The organism is Streptomyces sp. NPDC005496, assembly GCF_042872045.1.
Lineage (GTDB): Bacteria > Actinomycetota > Actinomycetes > Streptomycetales > Streptomycetaceae > Streptomyces.
The window spans coordinates 97,275-114,255 of sequence record NZ_JBIAJQ010000002.1 but is presented as its reverse complement, the minus strand read 5'-3'; the positions used below and the strand labels follow the sequence as shown (position 1 = coordinate 114,255).

The 16,981-nt window shown below is 72.2% G+C and carries 12 protein-coding genes and 1 pseudogene; 6 read left to right on the top strand and 7 right to left on the bottom strand.

The window, feature by feature from the left end; translation table 11 throughout:
• The first annotated feature begins 37 nt into the window (after positions 1-37).
• Both ACFYQQ_RS05085 and ACFYQQ_RS05080 read left to right on the top strand, forming a co-directional pair.
• On the top strand, positions 38-832 hold the full coding sequence (locus tag ACFYQQ_RS05085) for a DUF998 domain-containing protein (protein WP_355783949.1): 795 nt from the start codon (positions 38-40) through the stop codon (positions 830-832).
• A complete protein-coding gene (locus tag ACFYQQ_RS05080) occupies positions 829-1,680 on the top strand; it encodes an alpha/beta hydrolase (protein ID WP_355783952.1) in 852 nt (283 codons plus the stop codon). Before ACFYQQ_RS05085 ends, ACFYQQ_RS05080 begins: the two co-directional genes overlap by 4 nt.
• A 70-nt stretch (positions 1,681-1,750) precedes the next feature.
• On the opposite strand, the gene ACFYQQ_RS05075 is transcribed toward ACFYQQ_RS05080, so the two are convergent.
• The 3 genes from ACFYQQ_RS05075 to ACFYQQ_RS05065 all read right to left on the bottom strand — a co-directional run bounded on the left by ACFYQQ_RS05075 (position 1,751) and on the right by ACFYQQ_RS05065 (position 5,543).
• Positions 1,751-3,691, bottom strand: coding sequence for a S53 family peptidase (locus ACFYQQ_RS05075; protein ID WP_355783955.1), 1,941 nt, complete (start codon positions 3,689-3,691; stop codon positions 1,751-1,753).
• A 557-nt stretch (positions 3,692-4,248) separates the two neighbouring features.
• Positions 4,249-4,881 carry a DUF305 domain-containing protein gene (locus ACFYQQ_RS05070; RefSeq protein WP_356167435.1) on the bottom strand — a complete coding sequence of 211 codons (633 nt, stop codon included), beginning with the start codon at positions 4,879-4,881 and terminating at the stop codon, positions 4,249-4,251.
• Positions 4,878-5,543 (bottom strand): DUF3105 domain-containing protein, encoded by a 666-nt coding sequence (locus ACFYQQ_RS05065; protein WP_355788868.1) that lies wholly within the window; start codon positions 5,541-5,543, stop codon positions 4,878-4,880. The genes ACFYQQ_RS05070 and ACFYQQ_RS05065 overlap by 4 nt, the downstream gene beginning before the upstream one ends.
• Before the next feature lie 364 nt (positions 5,544-5,907).
• On the opposite strand from ACFYQQ_RS05065, the gene glnA reads away from it, so the two are divergent.
• The 3 genes and pseudogenes from glnA (at position 5,908) to ACFYQQ_RS05050 (ending at position 9,840) form a co-directional block, all read left to right on the top strand.
• Positions 5,908-7,269 (top strand): type I glutamate--ammonia ligase, encoded by a 1,362-nt coding sequence (glnA, locus tag ACFYQQ_RS05060; RefSeq protein WP_121403381.1) that lies wholly within the window; start codon positions 5,908-5,910, stop codon positions 7,267-7,269.
• 1,441 nt (positions 7,270-8,710) lie between these two features.
• Positions 8,711-8,797, top strand: a pseudogene (locus ACFYQQ_RS05055) (glutamine synthetase); the annotation flags it as partial.
• Positions 8,798-8,964: 167 nt separating this feature from the next.
• Positions 8,965-9,840: an aminoglycoside phosphotransferase family protein gene (locus ACFYQQ_RS05050; RefSeq protein WP_355788862.1), complete on the top strand. Its 876-nt coding sequence runs from the start codon at positions 8,965-8,967 to the stop codon at positions 9,838-9,840.
• Between the two features lie 24 nt (positions 9,841-9,864).
• Here the strand turns inward: ACFYQQ_RS05050 and ACFYQQ_RS05045 are convergent, their stop codons facing one another.
• The 4 genes from ACFYQQ_RS05045 to ACFYQQ_RS05030 form a co-directional block, all read right to left on the bottom strand.
• The gene (locus ACFYQQ_RS05045; RefSeq protein ID WP_388903505.1) at positions 9,865-10,887 is read right to left on the bottom strand and encodes a TolB family protein; all 1,023 of its coding nucleotides are present in this window, start codon (positions 10,885-10,887) and stop codon (positions 9,865-9,867) included.
• Positions 10,884-12,260: an MFS transporter gene (locus tag ACFYQQ_RS05040; protein ID WP_388903502.1), complete on the bottom strand. Its 1,377-nt coding sequence runs from the start codon at positions 12,258-12,260 to the stop codon at positions 10,884-10,886. The genes ACFYQQ_RS05045 and ACFYQQ_RS05040 overlap by 4 nt, the downstream gene beginning before the upstream one ends.
• 1 nt (position 12,261) lies before the next feature.
• Complete coding sequence (locus ACFYQQ_RS05035; RefSeq protein ID WP_356167423.1) at positions 12,262-13,149, bottom strand: alkaline phosphatase family protein; 888 nt, start codon at positions 13,147-13,149, stop codon at positions 12,262-12,264.
• 116 nt (positions 13,150-13,265) lie between these two features.
• Positions 13,266-13,706 carry a VOC family protein gene (locus ACFYQQ_RS05030; RefSeq protein ID WP_355794302.1) on the bottom strand — a complete coding sequence of 147 codons (441 nt, stop codon included), beginning with the start codon at positions 13,704-13,706 and terminating at the stop codon, positions 13,266-13,268.
• 206 nt (positions 13,707-13,912) lie between these two features.
• On the opposite strand from ACFYQQ_RS05030, the gene ACFYQQ_RS05025 reads away from it, so the two are divergent.
• Positions 13,913-16,909: a bifunctional [glutamine synthetase] adenylyltransferase/[glutamine synthetase]-adenylyl-L-tyrosine phosphorylase gene (locus tag ACFYQQ_RS05025; protein WP_388903497.1), complete on the top strand. Its 2,997-nt coding sequence runs from the start codon at positions 13,913-13,915 to the stop codon at positions 16,907-16,909.
• The last annotated feature ends 72 nt before the right edge of the window (positions 16,910-16,981 follow it).

Here is a 16,981-nt window from a genome sequence, read left to right as displayed (position 1 = left end):
CATGCCCCTCGCCCTCGCCCCACCGATCATGTGACCCATGACGACGGCCCCCTTCGACCGCAGCGACCGCAAGGATGATCACCCGAACCCCAGCGATCGTCGGGACTCGCTCGTCGTCGCCCTGCTCGTCGGGCTCGGCATCGTCGCCTACAGCGCCTGGGGGCTGGAGGTCGTCCTGCCGACCGGGCTCGCGCCGGGGCGGACCTACGCCAGTGAGCTGGCCGCCCAGGACCAGCCCTTCGGCGGCCTCTTCCGTACGACGGACCTCGTCGCCGGGGTGCTGATGTGCGCCGGCGGCCTGTGGGCGTTGCTGCGGCTGTCGCCCGGTGACCGGTGGGGGACCGTCGGCTGGACGGCCGTCGTGCTGTTCGGCGTCGCCACCACCGTGGACTCACGGCTGCCCCTGAGCTGCACACCGACGGTGGACCGGCTCTGCGCCCAGCGGGAGCACGCCGGTCTCGTCCCGGTGACCCACACCGCGCACGCGACGAGCAGTGCCCTCGCGGTGTGCGCCGTCCTCGTCGCCATGCCGGCCCTCACGCACGCGGCCCGCCGCCACGCCCCCGCCTCCTCCCTGGCGCGGCTGGGCCGACCCCTCGTCGCCCTGGAACTGGCCGCCACGGCCTGGACCATCGCCGCCGTCGCCGCCCTGGAGGCAGGACACGGCAACTGGTCCCTCGGCCTCGCCCAGCGCCTCCAACTGGCCCTCATGGCCGCGTGGTTCGCGACACTCGCGCTCTCGGTCCTCCGACACCGGCGGCCCGCGCCGGAACCCCCGGCCCCCGCCCCCCGGCCCCCGCTCGCCCCGGAGACGGAGCGGGCGGCCCGATGACCTTCGTGCGCATCGACGGCGTGCCCCACCACGTCCGGGTGGACGGCACCGGCCCCGTCTGCGTCCTCAGCGCGGGCCTCGGCCTGTGCTGGTTCGACTGGGACCCGGTCGTGCCCCTGCTCGCCCCGCACCGCACGGTCGTACGGTTCGACCGCCCGGGTCTGGGACTCAGCGGACCCGCGCGGACGTGGCCCACCCTGGACGCCGAGGCGCGGCGCATCGCACATGTCCTGGACGGCTTGGGCCTCACCGCCCCGGTGACCGTCGCCGGACACTCCCTCGCGGGGTTCCACGCGGAGGCGTTCGCCCGCCTCTACCCGGCCCGTACGGCGGGACTCGTCCTCCTCGACACCAGCGTGGAGGAGGCACCGCGTCCCCGGGCGGCCCGAGCGGCACGGAACGCCGGTACGCGTGCGTGCGCCACGCTCCTGGCCGCGGCGGGCGTCCCCCGGGCCCTGGGGGCGCCACTGCGGCGAGCGGCGGTGCGAGCCGGACGCCGGAGAGGCGGCGACCCCGCCCCGTACGACCTGGTCCGCAGCGCGTACGGCACGAGTCGCTCCCTGCACGCGGTCCTGGCCGAGAACGCCACCTACCGCGACGAGGCGGTCCGACTGGACGTCCTGCGGCGGCACTTCCCCCTCCCGGACGTCCCGGTCACCGTCCTCGCGACCGGCTCCGGCCGGTGGGTCGACCGCCAACGGGCCCTGGCCGAAAGGCTGGACGCGGCCTTCCACGTCACCCGCCGGCCCTCCGGCCACCTCCTGATGCTGGACCGCCCCGAGGACGTGGCGGAGGCGGTACTCACCACGACGGCCCCCCAAGCCCCCGAACCCATCCAAGCCCTTTGAGTCGCCCGGCCCCCGAAACACCGACGCCCGCCCCTCATCCAGGGGCGGGCGCACGGAGGGTGACGGTACGTCAGTGGACTCGGTAGGAGTTCACATAGCCCGCGGCGGGCGAGCCGACGCCGGTCACGTCGTCGTAGCCCTTCACGGCCTTCAGGGAGCTGTCCTTGCCGAGGCTGCGGACGGAGGTGAGGAGCCCCTCCGACGCGTCGTAGCCGTTGGCGAAGTCGACGCGCGCCACGGCGAGTCCGGACCCCGTCGGGTTGTCCGTGACGTCGTGGTAGACCTTCGACCCGGACTTGGCGTAGATCGACGGGTTGGCGAATCCGATCGCCTTGCCGCCGCGCGCCTCCTGGGCCAGGGCCTGGACGGCGGCGATCACCGGCGCGGCGAGCGAGGTGCCGCCGATCCGGTACTCGTCGTACTGCTGCGAACCGTCGGGGAACGTCTGCGTCTGGCCGACCTTGAAACCGGTGTTGGGGTCGGCGATCGCCGCGATGTCCGGCACGGTCCGCATCGCGGTCGTACCGTTCGCGTGGGCGAGCGCGTCCGGCACGACGCCCTTCTGGTAGAAGGGCTGCGACACGGTCCGGCTGGTGCCGCCGCCCGCGCCCGAGGTGAACGCCCCGGGGAAGCCCGTCCAGCTCTTGCCGTCCTCGGAGAGGGCGGCCTTCTCGGTGCCCCAGCCGGTCTCGAAGAGGTACTTGTCGTCCTTGCCGACGGCCAGCGAGGTGCCGCCGACCGCGGTCACCCAGGCCGAGTTGGCCGGGGTGTCGACCTGCTTCGTGCCGGTGTTGGCGACCTCGTCGCCGTTGTCGCCGGAGGAGAAGTAGAAGCCGATGCCCTCGACGGCGCCGAACTGGAAGACCTGGTCGTAGGCGGCCGCGATGTCCGGCGTCTCGTTGGCCTCGATGTCGCCCCAGGAGTTGGAGACGATGTCGGCGAGGCGACCGTCGACGATCTTGTTCAGCGAGTCGAGCAGATCGTCGTCGTAGCAGGAGGCGGCACCCACGTACGTGATGTCCGCGGCGGGCGCGACCGCGTGCACGGCCTCGACGTCGAGGGTCTCCTCGCCGTACCAGCCCGCGGCCCCGCACTCCTCGGTCTTCGTGTACTTCGCGGGCAGCACCTGGCGCAGCTGGCCGCTGACGTACCTCGCGTCACCGTGCTTCTTCGCGTAGGTGGCGGCGTCGAACGCGATGGTCGGCGAGGCGTACGCGTCGGTGATGGCGACCCGCACCCCCTTGCCGGTCCGGGTGCCCGCCCCGTAGGCGGCGCGCAGCTGCTTGCCGGTGTACCCCTTGACGGCGTACGGGATCTTCTTGCCGTAGGCGTCCGGGAGCGTGCTCGCGATGTTCGAGCCGTGGTACGAGGAGAACGGCCCGGAGTTGCGGAACACCGCGTCCGGCGGCGGAAGTTGGTCCTGGTGGGTCGCCTTGTGCGGGGCGTTGTCGAGGCCGGTGACGGTCAGGACGGCGCCGTTGAGGGCGGCCGGCGCGGAGGCCGTCTTCGCGGGCGCCCGGTAGGTCTTGCCGCCCTTGGCGTAGTTGTGCAGCTGCGTGCCGAACGCCTTCTCGGCGGCGGCCACGTCACCGGTCACGGAGACGTAGTGCCGCGTCGTGCCGGTGACCTTCAGTCCCGCCGACTCCAGCCAGGAGGTCACGGCGGCGACCTGCGCCTTGGTGGCGCCGAAGCGGGCCTGTGCCTGCTTCGCGCTCAGGTACCTGCCGTACGAGGCCGACTCGGGGTCGGACACGGCCTTGGCGTACGCGGCCAGGCCGGAGGCGTCGCGGCCGGCGAGGTGGACCCGGGCGGACACCTGGGAGCTGTCGGACGTGGCCCCCTTGTCCGCGGCGGGCGTGGCCCAGGCGGGCCTGGTGCCCGTGAGGGTGTCGCGGCCCGGGCCGTCCGCGGCCTGGGCCGCGGGTATGCCGAGCGCCAGAGCGCCGGCGAGCAGCGGCAGTGTCGCTGCCAGGCTCACTCCGGCGCGCGCTGTGGCGCGGTTGGATCTCATTGAACCCCCTGCGATGCGGTTCGTCGCATGTAGTGGCCGGTCGTGATCCGCGTAGACCCCTGGGCGGAAAGGTGCACAGGGAATGGATCACGCTGGGGTCACTCTCGCGACGAACCGTTCATTCCAGGGGAATGCGGGGGCCAAGAAGACCCCAAGGAACCGTATGCGTAAGGGAATTGAGCAGTGATGCCCGTCATGTGCGGTCTTGCGCACCGGAGTCCGGTCGACGGACACCGGTCACCGGCCGGGGACCACCCGGTCACCGACGGACGGTCACCGGTCGAGGCCGCCTCTCGCCAGGGCGCCCGCCCACAGATCGGAATCGCCAACAGGGCACCCGCAGGCCGGAATCGTCGACCGGCACCCGCAGGCGGGAGTCGCAAACAGGGCGCCCGCAGACTGAGATCGCCGACAGGGCACCCGCAGTCGGGAAGCCCCGACAGGGGCACCCGCAGACTGGAATTCCCAACAGGGCACCCTCAGTCGTGAGTCGCCAACAGGACAACCCCAGGCAGCAGTCGGCGAGGAACCGCAAGGGAAGCCGGAGCGCCCGTGGCTCAGTCCGGCGGCGTCGCGCCGCGCGCCTTCAGCAGGTCGGTGATCAGGTCCATCTCGGACCGCTGGCCCGCGACCATGCCCTTGGCCAGCCGGCGTTCGACGCCGACCTCGCACCTGCGCACGCAGCCCTCGGCCATGTGCACGCCGCCCGCGTGGTGGGCGTACATCAGCCGCAGGTAGGTGATCTCGGCGGTCTTGCCGTTCTCCTTGCGGAGGCGGTCCATCTCCGTGTCGGTCGCCATGCCCGGCATCAGCGCGCCGTCCTTGCCGGAGGCCATGCCGCCCATGTCCATCCACGTCATCGGCGGGTCGGCGGAGACCTTCGGCAGCTCCCAGAGGTCGAGCCAGCCCAGCAGCATGCCGCGCTGGTTGGCCTGCGTCTGCGCGATGTCGTAGGCGAGGCGCCGCACCTCCTCGTCCTCGGTGCGGTCGCGCACGATGTACGACATCTCGACGGCCTGCTGGTGGTGGACGGCCATGTCCCGCGCGAAACCCGCGTCCGCGGAGTCCGCGGCGGGCGTCCCCGGGCCGGAGTCGCCGCCGTCGGCGACGGCGTACGTGATCGCCCCGGCCGCCACGAGCACGGCCGCCGCGGTACCCGCGATCCAGCCCGTCTGTTTCGTCCGGCTCACTTCGACAGGCCGTTGGTGCACGCGGCACCCGGTTCGGGCGTCTGCTTGCCCTGCACGTACGCGGAGAAGAAGGCGTCGACGGCCGGGTCGCTCGCCCCGGTCACCGTGCGCTGCTTGCCCCACGCGCTGAGCATGATCGGGTCCTTCTGGTCCTCGACCGGGCTCATCAGCGTGTACGGGGTCTTCTTGACCTTCGCGGCGAGCGCCTTGACGTCGGCTTCCGGGGCCTTGTCGTTGTACGTCACCCAGACCGCGCCGTGCTCCAGCGAGTGCACGGCGTTCATGTTGCCGACCGGCTCGGTGTAGACGTCGCCGTTGCAGTTCATCCACACCTGGTTGTGGTCGCCGCCGACCGGAGGCTCCATCGGGTACTTCACCGTCTTGGTGACGTGGGTGCGGCCCAGCGTGCCCTTCCAGGTCTTCACGCCGTCCTTGCCGGTCACGAAGTGGCCCGAGGTCCCCTTGGAGTCGCTCGCCGAGCTGTCCTTGTCGGACTGCGACGTGACGAGGTACGTCCCGCCGGCGACGAGACCCGCGACGATCACCACGCTCGCGCCGATCGTGAGGATCCGGTTGCGGCGCTCGCGGGAGCGGTCTGCGCGACGCATCTCCTCTATCCGCGCCTTGCGCGAGGCGTTGGAGCTGTTCTTGGCGGAACCCATGGCGAGTCCTTCGGGGGCTGGTGGATGTGGGACGGACGGGTTTGCTGATCGTAGTGGGAACGGGGGCGGGGTATGGAGGGAGGTCGCGGGAATGTCCGAAGGTGCCCGGTGCCGCCGGCCGCCGGCCCCGGCCCGGAGCCCGTCCCGCACCGCTCCTCGGTATCGCCGGACCCGGGTGAGCAGGCAGTATGGGCAGCAGCGCAGTACACCTGCCGTACGCGAGGCGTTCAGTCCATGGTCGGTCTGCCGATCAAGGTCCGCAACGCGCACGAAATGGTGTTGTGGTGGGATGCTCATGTGCCCCGATCGTCCCCGAGGCGTGGGAGCAGGCGGCCTGACCGGCAAGGATGGGTGGAAGCGGAAGATGGACAAGCAGCAGGAGTTCGTGCTCCGGACACTGGAGGAGCGTGACATCCGGTTCGTACGCCTCTGGTTCACGGACGTGCTCGGCTTCCTGAAGTCGGTGGCCGTGGCCCCGGCCGAGCTGGAGCAGGCGTTCGACGAGGGCATCGGGTTCGACGGCTCGGCGATCGAGGGCTTCGCCCGGGTATACGAGTCCGACATGATCGCCAAGCCGGATCCGTCGACGTTCCAGGTGCTGCCGTGGCGCGCCGAGGCCCCGGGTACCGCCCGGATGTTCTGCGACATCCTGATGCCCGACGGCTCGCCGTCCTTCGCGGACCCCCGCTACGTCCTCAAGCGCGCCCTCGCCAAGACCTCCGACCTCGGGTTCACCTTCTACACCCACCCCGAGATCGAGTTCTTCCTGCTGAAGGACCGCCCGCTGGACGGCTCGCGGCCCACCCCCGCCGACAACTCCGGCTACTTCGACCACACCCCACAGAACGTGGGCCAGGACTTCCGGCGCCAGGCCATCACGATGCTGGAGTCGATGGGCATCTCGGTCGAGTTCAGCCACCACGAGGGCGCCCCCGGCCAGCAGGAGATCGACCTGCGCTACGCCGACGCGCTCTCCACGGCCGACAACATCATGACCTTCCGGCTGATCATGAAGCAGGTCGCGCTGGAGCAGGGCGTGCAGGCCACGTTCATGCCGAAGCCGTTCTCGGAGTACCCGGGGTCGGGCATGCACACCCACCTCTCCCTCTTCGAGGGCGACCGCAACGCGTTCTACGAGTCCGGCTCGGAGTACCAGCTCTCCAAGGTCGGCCGCTCCTTCATCGCGGGCCTGCTGCGGCACGCGGCGGAGATCTCGGCGGTCACCAACCAGTGGGTGAACTCCTACAAGCGCATCTGGGGCGGCTCGGAGCGCACCGCGGGCGCCGGCGGCGAGGCCCCCTCGTACATCTGCTGGGGCCACAACAACCGCTCGGCCCTGGTCCGCGTCCCGATGTACAAGCCCGGCAAGACCGGCTCGGCCCGCGTCGAGGTCCGCTCCCTGGACTCCGGCGCGAACCCCTACCTCGCCTACGCCCTGCTGCTGGCCGCCGGCCTCAAGGGCATCGAGGAGGGCTACGAGCTCCCGCCGGGCGCCGACGACGACGTCTGGGCCCTGCGCGACGCCGAGCGCCGCGCCCTGGGTATCGAGCCCCTCCCGCAGAACCTGGGCGAGGCCCTGACGCTCATGGAGCGCAGCGAACTGGTCGCCGAGACCCTCGGTGAGCACGTCTTCGACTTCTTCCTCCGCAACAAGAAGAGCGAGTGGGAGGAGTACCGCAGCGAGGTCACCGCCTTCGAGCTGCGGAAGAACCTGCCGGTGCTGTAGGCGCAGGTCGGACGGTTTCCACTGTCTTCTCCGAGAGGGGCCACGGTCGTCGTCTGTGGCCCCTCTCGCCGTTCGACTGCGGCTAGGCCGTTTTGGGCGGGTCGGGCGCCGAGCCAGTGCGCTTGCACACGCCAGGCATTGCCCTGCGGCTGCGGCCCTCGCGGCTCGGCAGTAGGCGCATGTATACGCGGAGCGTGAAGCCTGGGTCTGCGTGCCCCAGGGAGGTGCTCAGAGTTTTGATGGCCTCGCCCGCGTCCAGGAGCACTGATGTGTAGAAGTGCCTTAGGGCGTGCATACCGTGCTCGCGGGCGGACTGGTGACGTTCGCCCGGCCTGGGCTCAGGTATGACGCCGGTCGCAATGAGTGTGGACCCTTAGAAGTGCGTGTTGAGGTCCGTATGGCGCATGGCGCCACGGCCGTCGGGGCGCACGAACAGGAGCTGCATCGTGACCGGGCGGCAGTCAGGACGCTGCCACGGCAATGTCACTGCTACGGCAAGGTGAGTAGCCGTGTGCTTCTGGAAAAAGCGCGTGCGACAGAGCCGGCGAGCGGCACATCCCGTTCTTCCTCGCGTTTCGGAACAGCCAACACGAGCTTCCTGCCAGTTCCTTCAGCTGGCAGGCACGGGCCATGCGATGGCCCCGGCGTTGTCGAGGTCCACGAGGGTGAGGCCGGTGGTCGGCCATGCCCGTGGCTTCCCGCCCTTGCACCCAAGGGGGGAGCTTGATGACGTTCGGGTCGGTGATGGCGTCGGCTTAGCCGTGGCACGTGCAGGGCCGAGGGTCTTCATGCTTCGCGCCGGCGTTCAGGCCACCATAGGCGACGCGTGAATTCTTAGATCAAGCAACGCCCTTCGCGACACGTTCTTTCGTGTGTGACTCTGCGGCTGTGTCCAAGGGAGCTGCCGGACCTGATCCGGCAGCTCCTTTCTGTCTGCTCGCGGCTATCCACAGCCAGTGCGAGATAGGAAAAACAAGGGTGCTCGGCCCTCAAAGGCAGCGCTGTAACAACCAGTGAGCCGCGATCTCGGATCCGTCGGACGACGTTCGGCCGAGAGATTTGCCTCGACCTCGCCGACGGCGCCAGGCCCACGAGTGCGCCTCAGGGGCCCGGTGACAGGCACCGCTACTTCACCGTCAGCGATCGGAGGCGGCCCTGGCAGCCCCCTCGCACGTGCGGCGAGGACGGAGCGCCCTCGGTGCGGACACTCACGGGGTTTGACGGCCCAAGTACGCGTGAAGGGTGTGGGAGCCCGCTGGAAATCTGCCAACTCGATCGGATTGTTGGCTGGAGCTGCTGGCGGCTCGGGTCTAGAGCCGGGCCGTCTCTGGACCGTCGCAGGTCGGCCCACAGCGACCAACAACGACCGTGAACGGTACCTCGACCGCGGGTGTCGGCACCTCGGCCCGAGTTGTTCGAGAGACACCCGGCGCCGCATGACTTCCTCCGCAACAAGAAGAGCGAGTGGGAGGAGTACCGGAGCGAGGTCACCGCGTTCGAGCTGCGGAAAAACCTGCCGGTGCTGTAGGCGCGTGAGGGCGGGTTCGGCCCTCGGTACGGCACAGGGGCCGACGGTCGTGGACCGTCGGCCCCTTCGCGTGGGAACGGGGTGGACGCCCGTCCGCGGGCCCGGCGAAAAGAGGTTGACGTCTGCCGGGCGGGGCGGTCGGATGGCGCCTCATGGGTGTGAGGGAGATGCGACCCGTCGACGACGGTCTCGTGCGCCGGCTGGTGGCTGGGCAGTTTCCGCGGTGGGCCGGGCTCGGGGTGGAGCGGGTGCCGTCCGGGGGCACGGTGAACGCCATGTACCGGCTGGGCGAGGACATGGTCGTCCGGCTGCCGCTGACGGCGGGCGGGGCCGGGGACGTGTTCCTGGAGCGGGAGTGGCTGCCCCGGCTGGCCCCGGCGCTCCCGGTGGCCGTTCCTGAGGTGCTGGGGGCCGGAGAGCCCGTCGAGGGCTGGCCGTGGCCGTGGTCGGTGTACCGGTGGCTGGCCGGCACCCTGCCCGAGGCGGGGGCGTTGAGCGCGCCGGAGCCGCTGGCCGAGGACCTGGCCGGATTCGTGACCGCGATGCGGGGCGTCACCCTGCCGGGGGCGCCGCAGGCCCACCGCGGGGGACCGCTCGCCTCGCTCGACGAGGAGACGCGGGCGGCGATCACGGCGCTGCGCGGGATCCCGGAGGAGGGCGTCGACTGCGACGCCGTGACCGCCGTGTGGGAGGACGCGCTGCGTACCCCCGGCCCCGACGGGCCGCCGGTGTGGCTGCACGCCGACCTGATGCCGGGCAACCTGCTGGTCGACGGGGGCCGGCTGACCGCGGTGATCGACTTCGGGTGCATGGGGGCGGGCGACCCGGCCTGCGACCTGTTCCCGGCCTGGAACCTGCTGCCCGCAGGGGCCCGGAAGGTCTTCCGCGAGGCCCTCGGGGCGGACGAGGCGTCCTGGACCCGCGGCCGGGCGCGCACGCTCTCCCAGGCGGTGATCGCCCTGCCGTACTACCGCACGACGAACCCGTCGATGGCCGGCAACGCCCGGCACGTGATCCGGGCGGTGCTGGAGGAGGTCCGCTGATCCGCGCGTCCGGGGACGGGTGGGTCAGGGCAGGAACGCCGGGGACACGGCCGCGGCGCTGATGCGCCGCGGCCCTCCCGCGCCGTCGGACGGGATCGCGTAGAGGTCGGCCCCGTAGTCGCCGGGCAGCGAGTAGACGAGGGTGTGGTCGTCCCGCCAGAGGGCCTGGTCGTCGACGCTGCGGGATTCCGCGAGGGGGGTCTCGCGCAGCGTGGCGAGGTCGAGGACGTACAGGCGCCAGGGGGCGTCCGCCGGGAGGCCCGCCACCCGCTTCTTGAACGCGATCCGCGTGCCGTCGGGGGAGAGGGACGGGCACTCCACGTTCGTACGCACCGTGGTGACGGTGCGCGTGCGCAGGTCGCCCCGGACCAGGTACGTCTTCCCCCTCGTCGCCAGCGTCGCGTAGAAGTGCCGGTCGTCGGCCGCGAAGGTGACGCCCCAGAAGTTGACGTCCGCCGCGCGGTACGGACGGCCGTTCCGCACGACGCGGAACGTCTCCAGGGAGGGCGTGAACCGGCCCGTGCGGGTGTCGACGATCGCCGCGCGCGTGGAGAAGTCGGTCCCCGCGTAGGAGTCACCGCCCACGAATGCCGTCCAGGCCGCGAACCGGCCGCTCGGGGAGACCCGCGCCCGGGACGGGATGCCCGGCACGTCGTAGCGGGCCCGCACGTGCAGGCCGGCGTCGAGGACCACCGCCCGGTAGGTGTCCTGGACGGGGCCGTGGACCGCCTGGAGGCATACCCCGGTGCCCGCCGCCGCGTGGAAGCGCAGGCACTTCACCCCGGACGCCGTCCGCGGACCCGACGGGTCGGCGGCCCGGACCGAGGTCAGCTCGTCGCGGTGCGGGCCCCACGCCATGTTCCGGAACACCATGCGCGCGCCCGCGCCGGTCAGCGCGACCGGGCCCGCGGTGATCCGCGGACCCCCGGGTCGCGCCCGGTCCCGGCGGTCGGCGCGGTCCGAGGCGTGCAGCACGGACGCCGTGGCGACGCCGGCCAGGACGAGCAGCGACAGGGCCAGGACCAGGATGCGGCTGCGAAGGGTCATGCGGGGCCTTCCGGGGTCGTCGCGGCTGGCCTCAGCAGACCGAGCGAGCACAGGGCGCAGACGGCCAGCAGGACGGCCGAGGCGGTGAGCGCCGTGCGGTCGCCCCACGCCGTCCAGGCCGCGCCGAAGCCGAGCGAGCAGACGAACCGGGCGAGCGCCTGCCCGGTCTGGACGAGGGCCAGCCCCGACGAGCGCAGTGCCTCGGGCACGCTGTCCGACGCGGCGGCCATCAGCACGCCGTCGGTGGCCGCGTAGAAGCCGCCGTGCAGGAGCAGCACGGCGTACGGCAGGGCGGGGCCGTGCCAGGAGGAGAGCAGCAGGCCGTACGCGAGGAGCAGGCCGCTGTGGCCCGCGAGGAACACGCGCCACCTGCCCGCCCGGTCGGCGAGCCGGCCGAGCGGGACGGCGAGCAGCAGGAACGCCGCCGCCGTGCCGAGGGGGAGCAGGGCGAACCAGCGGTCCGGTACGCCGAGGCGCCGCTGGAGCAGCAGGTACACGAAGGAGTCGCTGACCGTCGCGAGGCCCAGCAGCAGCGCGCAGACGGTGACGCGGCGCAGCCCCCGGTCCCGCAGCAGCCCGAGGGCGGCGCGGAGCGTCGGCCGCGGCTGCCGCGCACTTCCGGCGCCCTTCGCCGGCTCCCCGGCGCCTCTTCCCTTGTCTCCGGGGCCTCTCTCCGTCCCCTTTGCCTCCCTCGCCGTGTCTCCGGCGCCGGGCGCGGCCGAGGCGCGCCCCGGAACGAACAGCACCAGGACGAGCACCCCCGTCACCGCCACGCAGAAGCTGACGGTGAACACCGCGTCGTAGCCGTCGACCGTGGCGCGCAGGATCAGGAAGGCGGCCAGGGGGCCGAGGAGGGCACCCGCCGTGTCCATGGCCCGGTGCACGCCGAACGCCCGGCCGCGCGTCTCGGGCGTGCTGGACAGGGAGATCAGCGCGTCGCGCGGGGCGGTGCGCAGGCCCTTGCCGGTCCGGTCGGCGGCGAGGATCAGGCCGATCGGGGTCAGCGAGTGGGCGAGCAGGAGCAGGGGTTTGCAGGCCGCCGACAGGCCGTAGCCGAAGCCGGCGACCCACTTGTGGCGGCCGCCTCCGCGGTCGGCGAGATGCCCGCCGGCCAGCCGTACCAGCGCCGAGAAGCCGTTGTAGATCCCGTCGAGCAGCCCGAAGCCCAGCGGTGACAGGCCGAGGCCCGCCACCAGGTACAGGGGCAGCACCGCCGTCACCATCTCGGACGAGACGTCGGTGATCAGGCTGACCGTGCCGAGGGCGAGCACCGTGGGGGCGACCGCGGCACGACGCCGCCCGGCGAGGGGCCGGGCGGCGTCTTCCGCGGACGCCGTCGCCGGGGTGCCGGCCTGGCTGTCCGCTACGTACACGTCAGGACGTCCAGATGCCGGTGATGTCCTTGGCGGAGGCCGCGTTGCCCGCGTGCGGGAGGCCGTGCATGTCCTCCAGGGTGCGCAGCAGGTCGTAGTGGTTGTACGTGGTCGACGAGGTCGAACCGGGGGTCACCTGCTGGCCGTAGAGCACCGTCGGGATGCGGTTGCCGCTGAGCCGGTTGTCCTCGTCGAAGGTGACGACGAGGAGGCTGTTGTGGGTCTTCGCCCAGGTCGCGTACGCGCCCAGCTTGTTCTTCAGCCAGGTGTCGCCGGTGGACACCGAGCAGTCGTGCATGTCGCTGCACAGGTTGGGGACGACGAAGGAGACCTGGGGGAGCGTCGTGTAGTCCGTCGGGAACTGGGCGAACGTCTTCGCCGACGACGTCGGCACGTTCTTGAAGCCGAACCACGGGTTGTGCTTGCGGGCGTACGAGCCGCTGCTGCACGTGGTGGAGCCCTGGCTGGGGAGGGTCTCGTTGTAGCTGGCCCAGCTCTTGCCCGCCGCGATCAGCTCGGAGGCGAGGTTCGGGGCGGAGGAGAAGCCCGGCGTGTAGCAGCTGTCGTCGGTGATGCCCTGGGTGGAGCCGGAGAAGAGCGCGAAATAGTTGGGCTGGCTCGGGTGGGTCTCGGCGTACGTCTGGGAGAGGTTGGCGCCCCCGCTCTTGAGCGAGTTGATGTACGGGGCGCTGGAGGAGCCGATCACCTGGCTGTAGGCGTGGTTCTCGAAGACCACGACGACCACGTGGTCAGGGGTCGGGACCACGCCCGCGGCCTGCGCCGGGGACGAGCCGCCGAACCCGGTCCAGAGCCCGGCCGCGGCGGCGGCGAGGGCCAGGGCGGACGCCACGAGGGTGCGGCTGCGGCGGTACACGGTTCTGCCGGACACTTCAGACCTCCGGTTGGGGGACGAGGACGAGGACGAGAGCGGTGCGGACAGAGCATGCTCACGCCAACATTCCCGTGGCCCACGTCCCCCGGCCCGAGGAGTGAAGAGCGGGTGAACTACTGTCGCCCGGCCGCCAGCTCCGTAAGGAGCTTGTGGAGCGGCTTCGTGGCCCGCTGCCGGTACTCCTGGATCGCCCAGCCGTTGCCGTCCGGGTCCGTGAAGTACATGAAGGTGGCACCGTCCTGCGGCGCGAAGGCCTGCGGCTCGCTGACGTCGAGCCCGCGCCCCCTGAGCTCCTGGTACGCGGCCTTGGCGTCCTCCACGCACAATTGCAGGCCGTGGTACGTCCCTGGCCGCGGCGTCCCGGTCGGGATCGGCAGCCCGTCCACGAGCGCGATGGAACACCCGGAGCCCGGCGGCGTCAGCTGGACGATCCGCACCCCCTCCATCACCTCGCCGTCCAGATCGACGTGGAAGCCGACCTTGTCCCGGTAGAACTCCTTGGCCCGGTCCACGTCGGAGACCGGCAGCACGATCACTTCGAGGGTCATGTCCACTGGATGCGTCCCTTCCTCGTACGCCGGCCGGGCCCGGTGGCGTCCGGCCGGACGGCTCCCCCTCACCGAAGCCGAATGCGGGCCGCCGCGCCACCGCTTGCGCCGAACCGGGCGCCGCGGTTCACACGAACCCGCCCCCGGAGCCGCCCGGGCGCTCTGCGGTTAGGCTCACACGCGTACGACCTTGATCCGACAGGAGGCCGAGGATGACGGCGCCGGGGCGCAGAAGCAGTACCTTCACTCGGCTGCTGCGGCACGGTTTCACCGACCCGTCCGCCGCGGAGCGGCTCCTGGACGGCGCCGAGCTGGCTCCCGTGCGGGCCGACCCCGTCCTGCTCGACGCGCTGGGCGCCACCGCGGACCCGGACCTCGCGCTGCTCGGGCTGGTCCGCCTCGTCGAGGCGCAGGACGGCCACACCGCGCAGCGCGAGCTGCTGGACACGCTCATAGCGTCGAAGCCGCTGCGCGACCGGCTGCTCGGCGTGCTCGGCGCCTCCGCCGCCCTCGCCGACCACCTGGCCCGCCACCCGCAGGACTGGCAGGCGCTCGCCATGTACGAGCCGCGGGACCTGCACCCCGGGGTGGAGGAGTTCGAGCGCGGGCTCGCGGAGGCCGACGACCCCGTCTCGCTGCGCGTCGCCTACCGCCGCTGCCTGCTGTCCATCGCCGCCCGTGACGTGTGCGGCACCACCGACGTCACCCAGACCGCGGCCGAGCTCGCGGACCTCGCGACGGCCACGCTGCGCGCCGCCCTCGCGATCGCGCGGGCCGCGGCGCCCGACGACGGGGCGCTGTGCCGCCTCGCGGTCGTCGCGATGGGCAAATGCGGCGGCCACGAGCTGAACTATGTGTCCGACGTCGACGTCATCTTCGTCGGCGAGGCCGCCGACGGGGCCGACGAGGGCAAGGCGATCCAGGCCGCCACCCGGCTGGCCTCGCACATGATGCGGATCTGCTCCGAGTCCACCGTCGAGGGCAGCATCTGGCCGGTGGACGCCAACCTCCGCCCGGAGGGGCGCAACGGCCCGCTGGTGCGGACCCTCAGCAGTCACCTCGCCTACTACCAGCGGTGGGCCAAGACCTGGGAGTTCCAGGCCCTGTTGAAGGCGCGGCCGGTGGCCGGGGACCTCGCGCTCGGCGAGCAGTACGTCCAGATGCTGGCCCCGCTCGTCTGGCAAGCCGCCGAGCGCGAGAACTTCGTCCCGGATGTGCAGAAGATGCGCCGCCGGGTCGTGGAGAACATCCCCGTCGCCGAGATCGAGCGCGAGCTGAAGCTCGGCCCCGGCGGCCTGCGGGACGTCGAATTCGCCGTGCAGCTCCTGCAGTTGGTGCACGGGCGCGCCGACACCTCGCTGCGCAGCGGCACCACGCTGGACGCCCTCAAGGCCCTCGCCGCCGGCGGGTACGTGGGCCGCGCCGACGCGGTGCAGCTCGACGCGGCCTACCGCTTCCTGCGCTCCATGGAGCACCGCATCCAGCTCTACCGGCTGCGGCGGACCCACCTAGTGCCCGAGGGCGAGGCGGATTTGCGGCGCATCGGGCGCTCGCTCGGGCTGCGCACCGACCCCGTCACCGAGCTGAACCGCGAGTGGAAACGGCACGCGTCCGTCGTACGCCGGCTCCACGAGAAGCTGTTCTACCGGCCGCTGCTCGACGCCGTCGCCCAACTCGCCCCGGGCGAGACCAGGTTGAGCCCGGGTGCGGCGCGCGAGCGGCTCGTCGCGCTCGGGTACGCCGATCCCGCCGCCGCGCTGCGCCACCTGGAGGCGCTGGCCTCCGGGGTCACCCGCAAGGCCGCCATCCAGCGGACCCTGCTGCCGGTGCTGCTGGGCTGGTTCGCGGACTCCGCCGACCCGGACGCCGGACTGCTCAACTTCCGCAAGGTGTCGGACGCGTTGGGCAAGACACCCTGGTACCTGCGGCTGCTGCGCGACGAGGGCGCCGCCGCCGAGAACCTGGCGCGCGTGCTGTCCGCGGGACGCCTCGCCCCCGACCTGCTGATGCGCGCCCCGGAGGCGGTCGCGCTGCTCGGCGACGGCGCGGCCGGCGGCCTGGAGGCCAGGAGCCGGGCGCACCTGGAGCAGGAGGTCCTCGCCGCGGTGAGCCGCGCCTCCGGCGGCGAACAGGCGGTCACGGCCGCGCGCGGGGTGCGCAGGCGCGAGCTGTTCCGTACAGCCGCCGCCGACATCGTCGCCTCGTACGGCACCGAGGAGACGCCCGCCGTGGCCGACCAGGGCGCCCTGGTCGACCGGGTCGGCGCGGCCATCTCGGACCTCACGGCGGCGACCCTCTCCGGGACGCTGCGCGCCGTCGTCAGGGACACCTGGGGCGAGACGCTGCCCACCCGCTTCGCCGTGATCGGCATGGGCCGCTTCGGCGGCCACGAGCTCAACTACGGCTCCGACGCGGACGTCCTGTTCGTGCACGAGCCGCGGGAGGGCGCCGACGAGCAGGAGGCGGCCCGCGCCGCGAACACCGTGGTCTCCGAGATGCGGCGGCTGCTCCAGTTGCCCAGCTCGGACCCGCCGCTGCTCATCGACGCCGACCTGCGTCCCGAGGGCAAGTCCGGGCCGCTGGTGCGGACCCTCAAGTCCTACGCGGCCTATTACCGCCGCTGGTCCCTCGGCTGGGAGTCGCAGGCGCTGCTGCGCGCGGAGCCGGTCGCAGGCGACGAGGACCTGGGGCGCCGTTTCATCGAGCTGATCGACCCGCTGCGGTACCCGCCGGACGGGCTCGGGGACGACGCCGTACGGGAGATCCGGCGCCTGAAGGCCCGCATGGAGTCCGAGCGGATGCCGCGCGGCGCCGACCCGACCCTGCACACCAAGCTCGGCCGGGGCGGCCTTTCCGACGTGGAGTGGACGGTGCAGCTGCTCCAGCTCAGGCACGGCGCCACCGAGCCGGGGCTGCGCACGACGCGCACCCGGGCCGCGCTCGCCGCCGCGTCCGCCGCCGGGCTGCTGTCCGAGGAGGACGCGGAGATCCTGGACGAGGCGTGGGTCCTGGCCACGAGGGTGCGCAACGCGGTGATGCTCGTACGCGGCCGGGCCGGGGACACCTTCCCCTCGGACGGCCGGGAGCTGGCGGCGGTGGGCCGGTACCTGGGGTACGAGGCCGGCCACGTCGGGGACCTGCTGGACGGCTACCGGCGTACGACGCGGCGGGCCCGCGCGGTGGTGGACGACCTGTTCTACGGAGGCTAGGGCCTGTCGCCGGAGCAGAAACGCTGGTGCCGCGGGGTCTGGTCGGCCGGGACCAACCGTCGGTCACGGCCC

What these genes read in the sequence shown, in the direction of transcription:
- ACFYQQ_RS05075 (WP_355783955.1), bottom strand. Translation starts at nt 3,691, where the DNA reads ATGAGATCCAACCGCGCCACAGCGCGCGCCGGAGTGAGCCTGGCAGCG.
- glnA (WP_121403381.1), top strand. Translation starts at nt 5,908, where the DNA reads ATGGACAAGCAGCAGGAGTTCGTGCTCCGGACACTGGAGGAGCGTGAC.
- ACFYQQ_RS05085 (WP_355783949.1), top strand. Translation starts at nt 38, where the DNA reads ATGACGACGGCCCCCTTCGACCGCAGCGACCGCAAGGATGATCACCCG.
- ACFYQQ_RS05025 (WP_388903497.1), top strand. Translation starts at nt 13,913, where the DNA reads ATGACGGCGCCGGGGCGCAGAAGCAGTACCTTCACTCGGCTGCTGCGG.
- ACFYQQ_RS05065 (WP_355788868.1), bottom strand. Translation starts at nt 5,543, where the DNA reads ATGGGTTCCGCCAAGAACAGCTCCAACGCCTCGCGCAAGGCGCGGATA.
- ACFYQQ_RS05080 (WP_355783952.1), top strand. Translation starts at nt 829, where the DNA reads ATGACCTTCGTGCGCATCGACGGCGTGCCCCACCACGTCCGGGTGGAC.
- ACFYQQ_RS05050 (WP_355788862.1), top strand. Translation starts at nt 8,965, where the DNA reads ATGCGACCCGTCGACGACGGTCTCGTGCGCCGGCTGGTGGCTGGGCAG.
- ACFYQQ_RS05045 (WP_388903505.1), bottom strand. Translation starts at nt 10,887, where the DNA reads ATGACCCTTCGCAGCCGCATCCTGGTCCTGGCCCTGTCGCTGCTCGTC.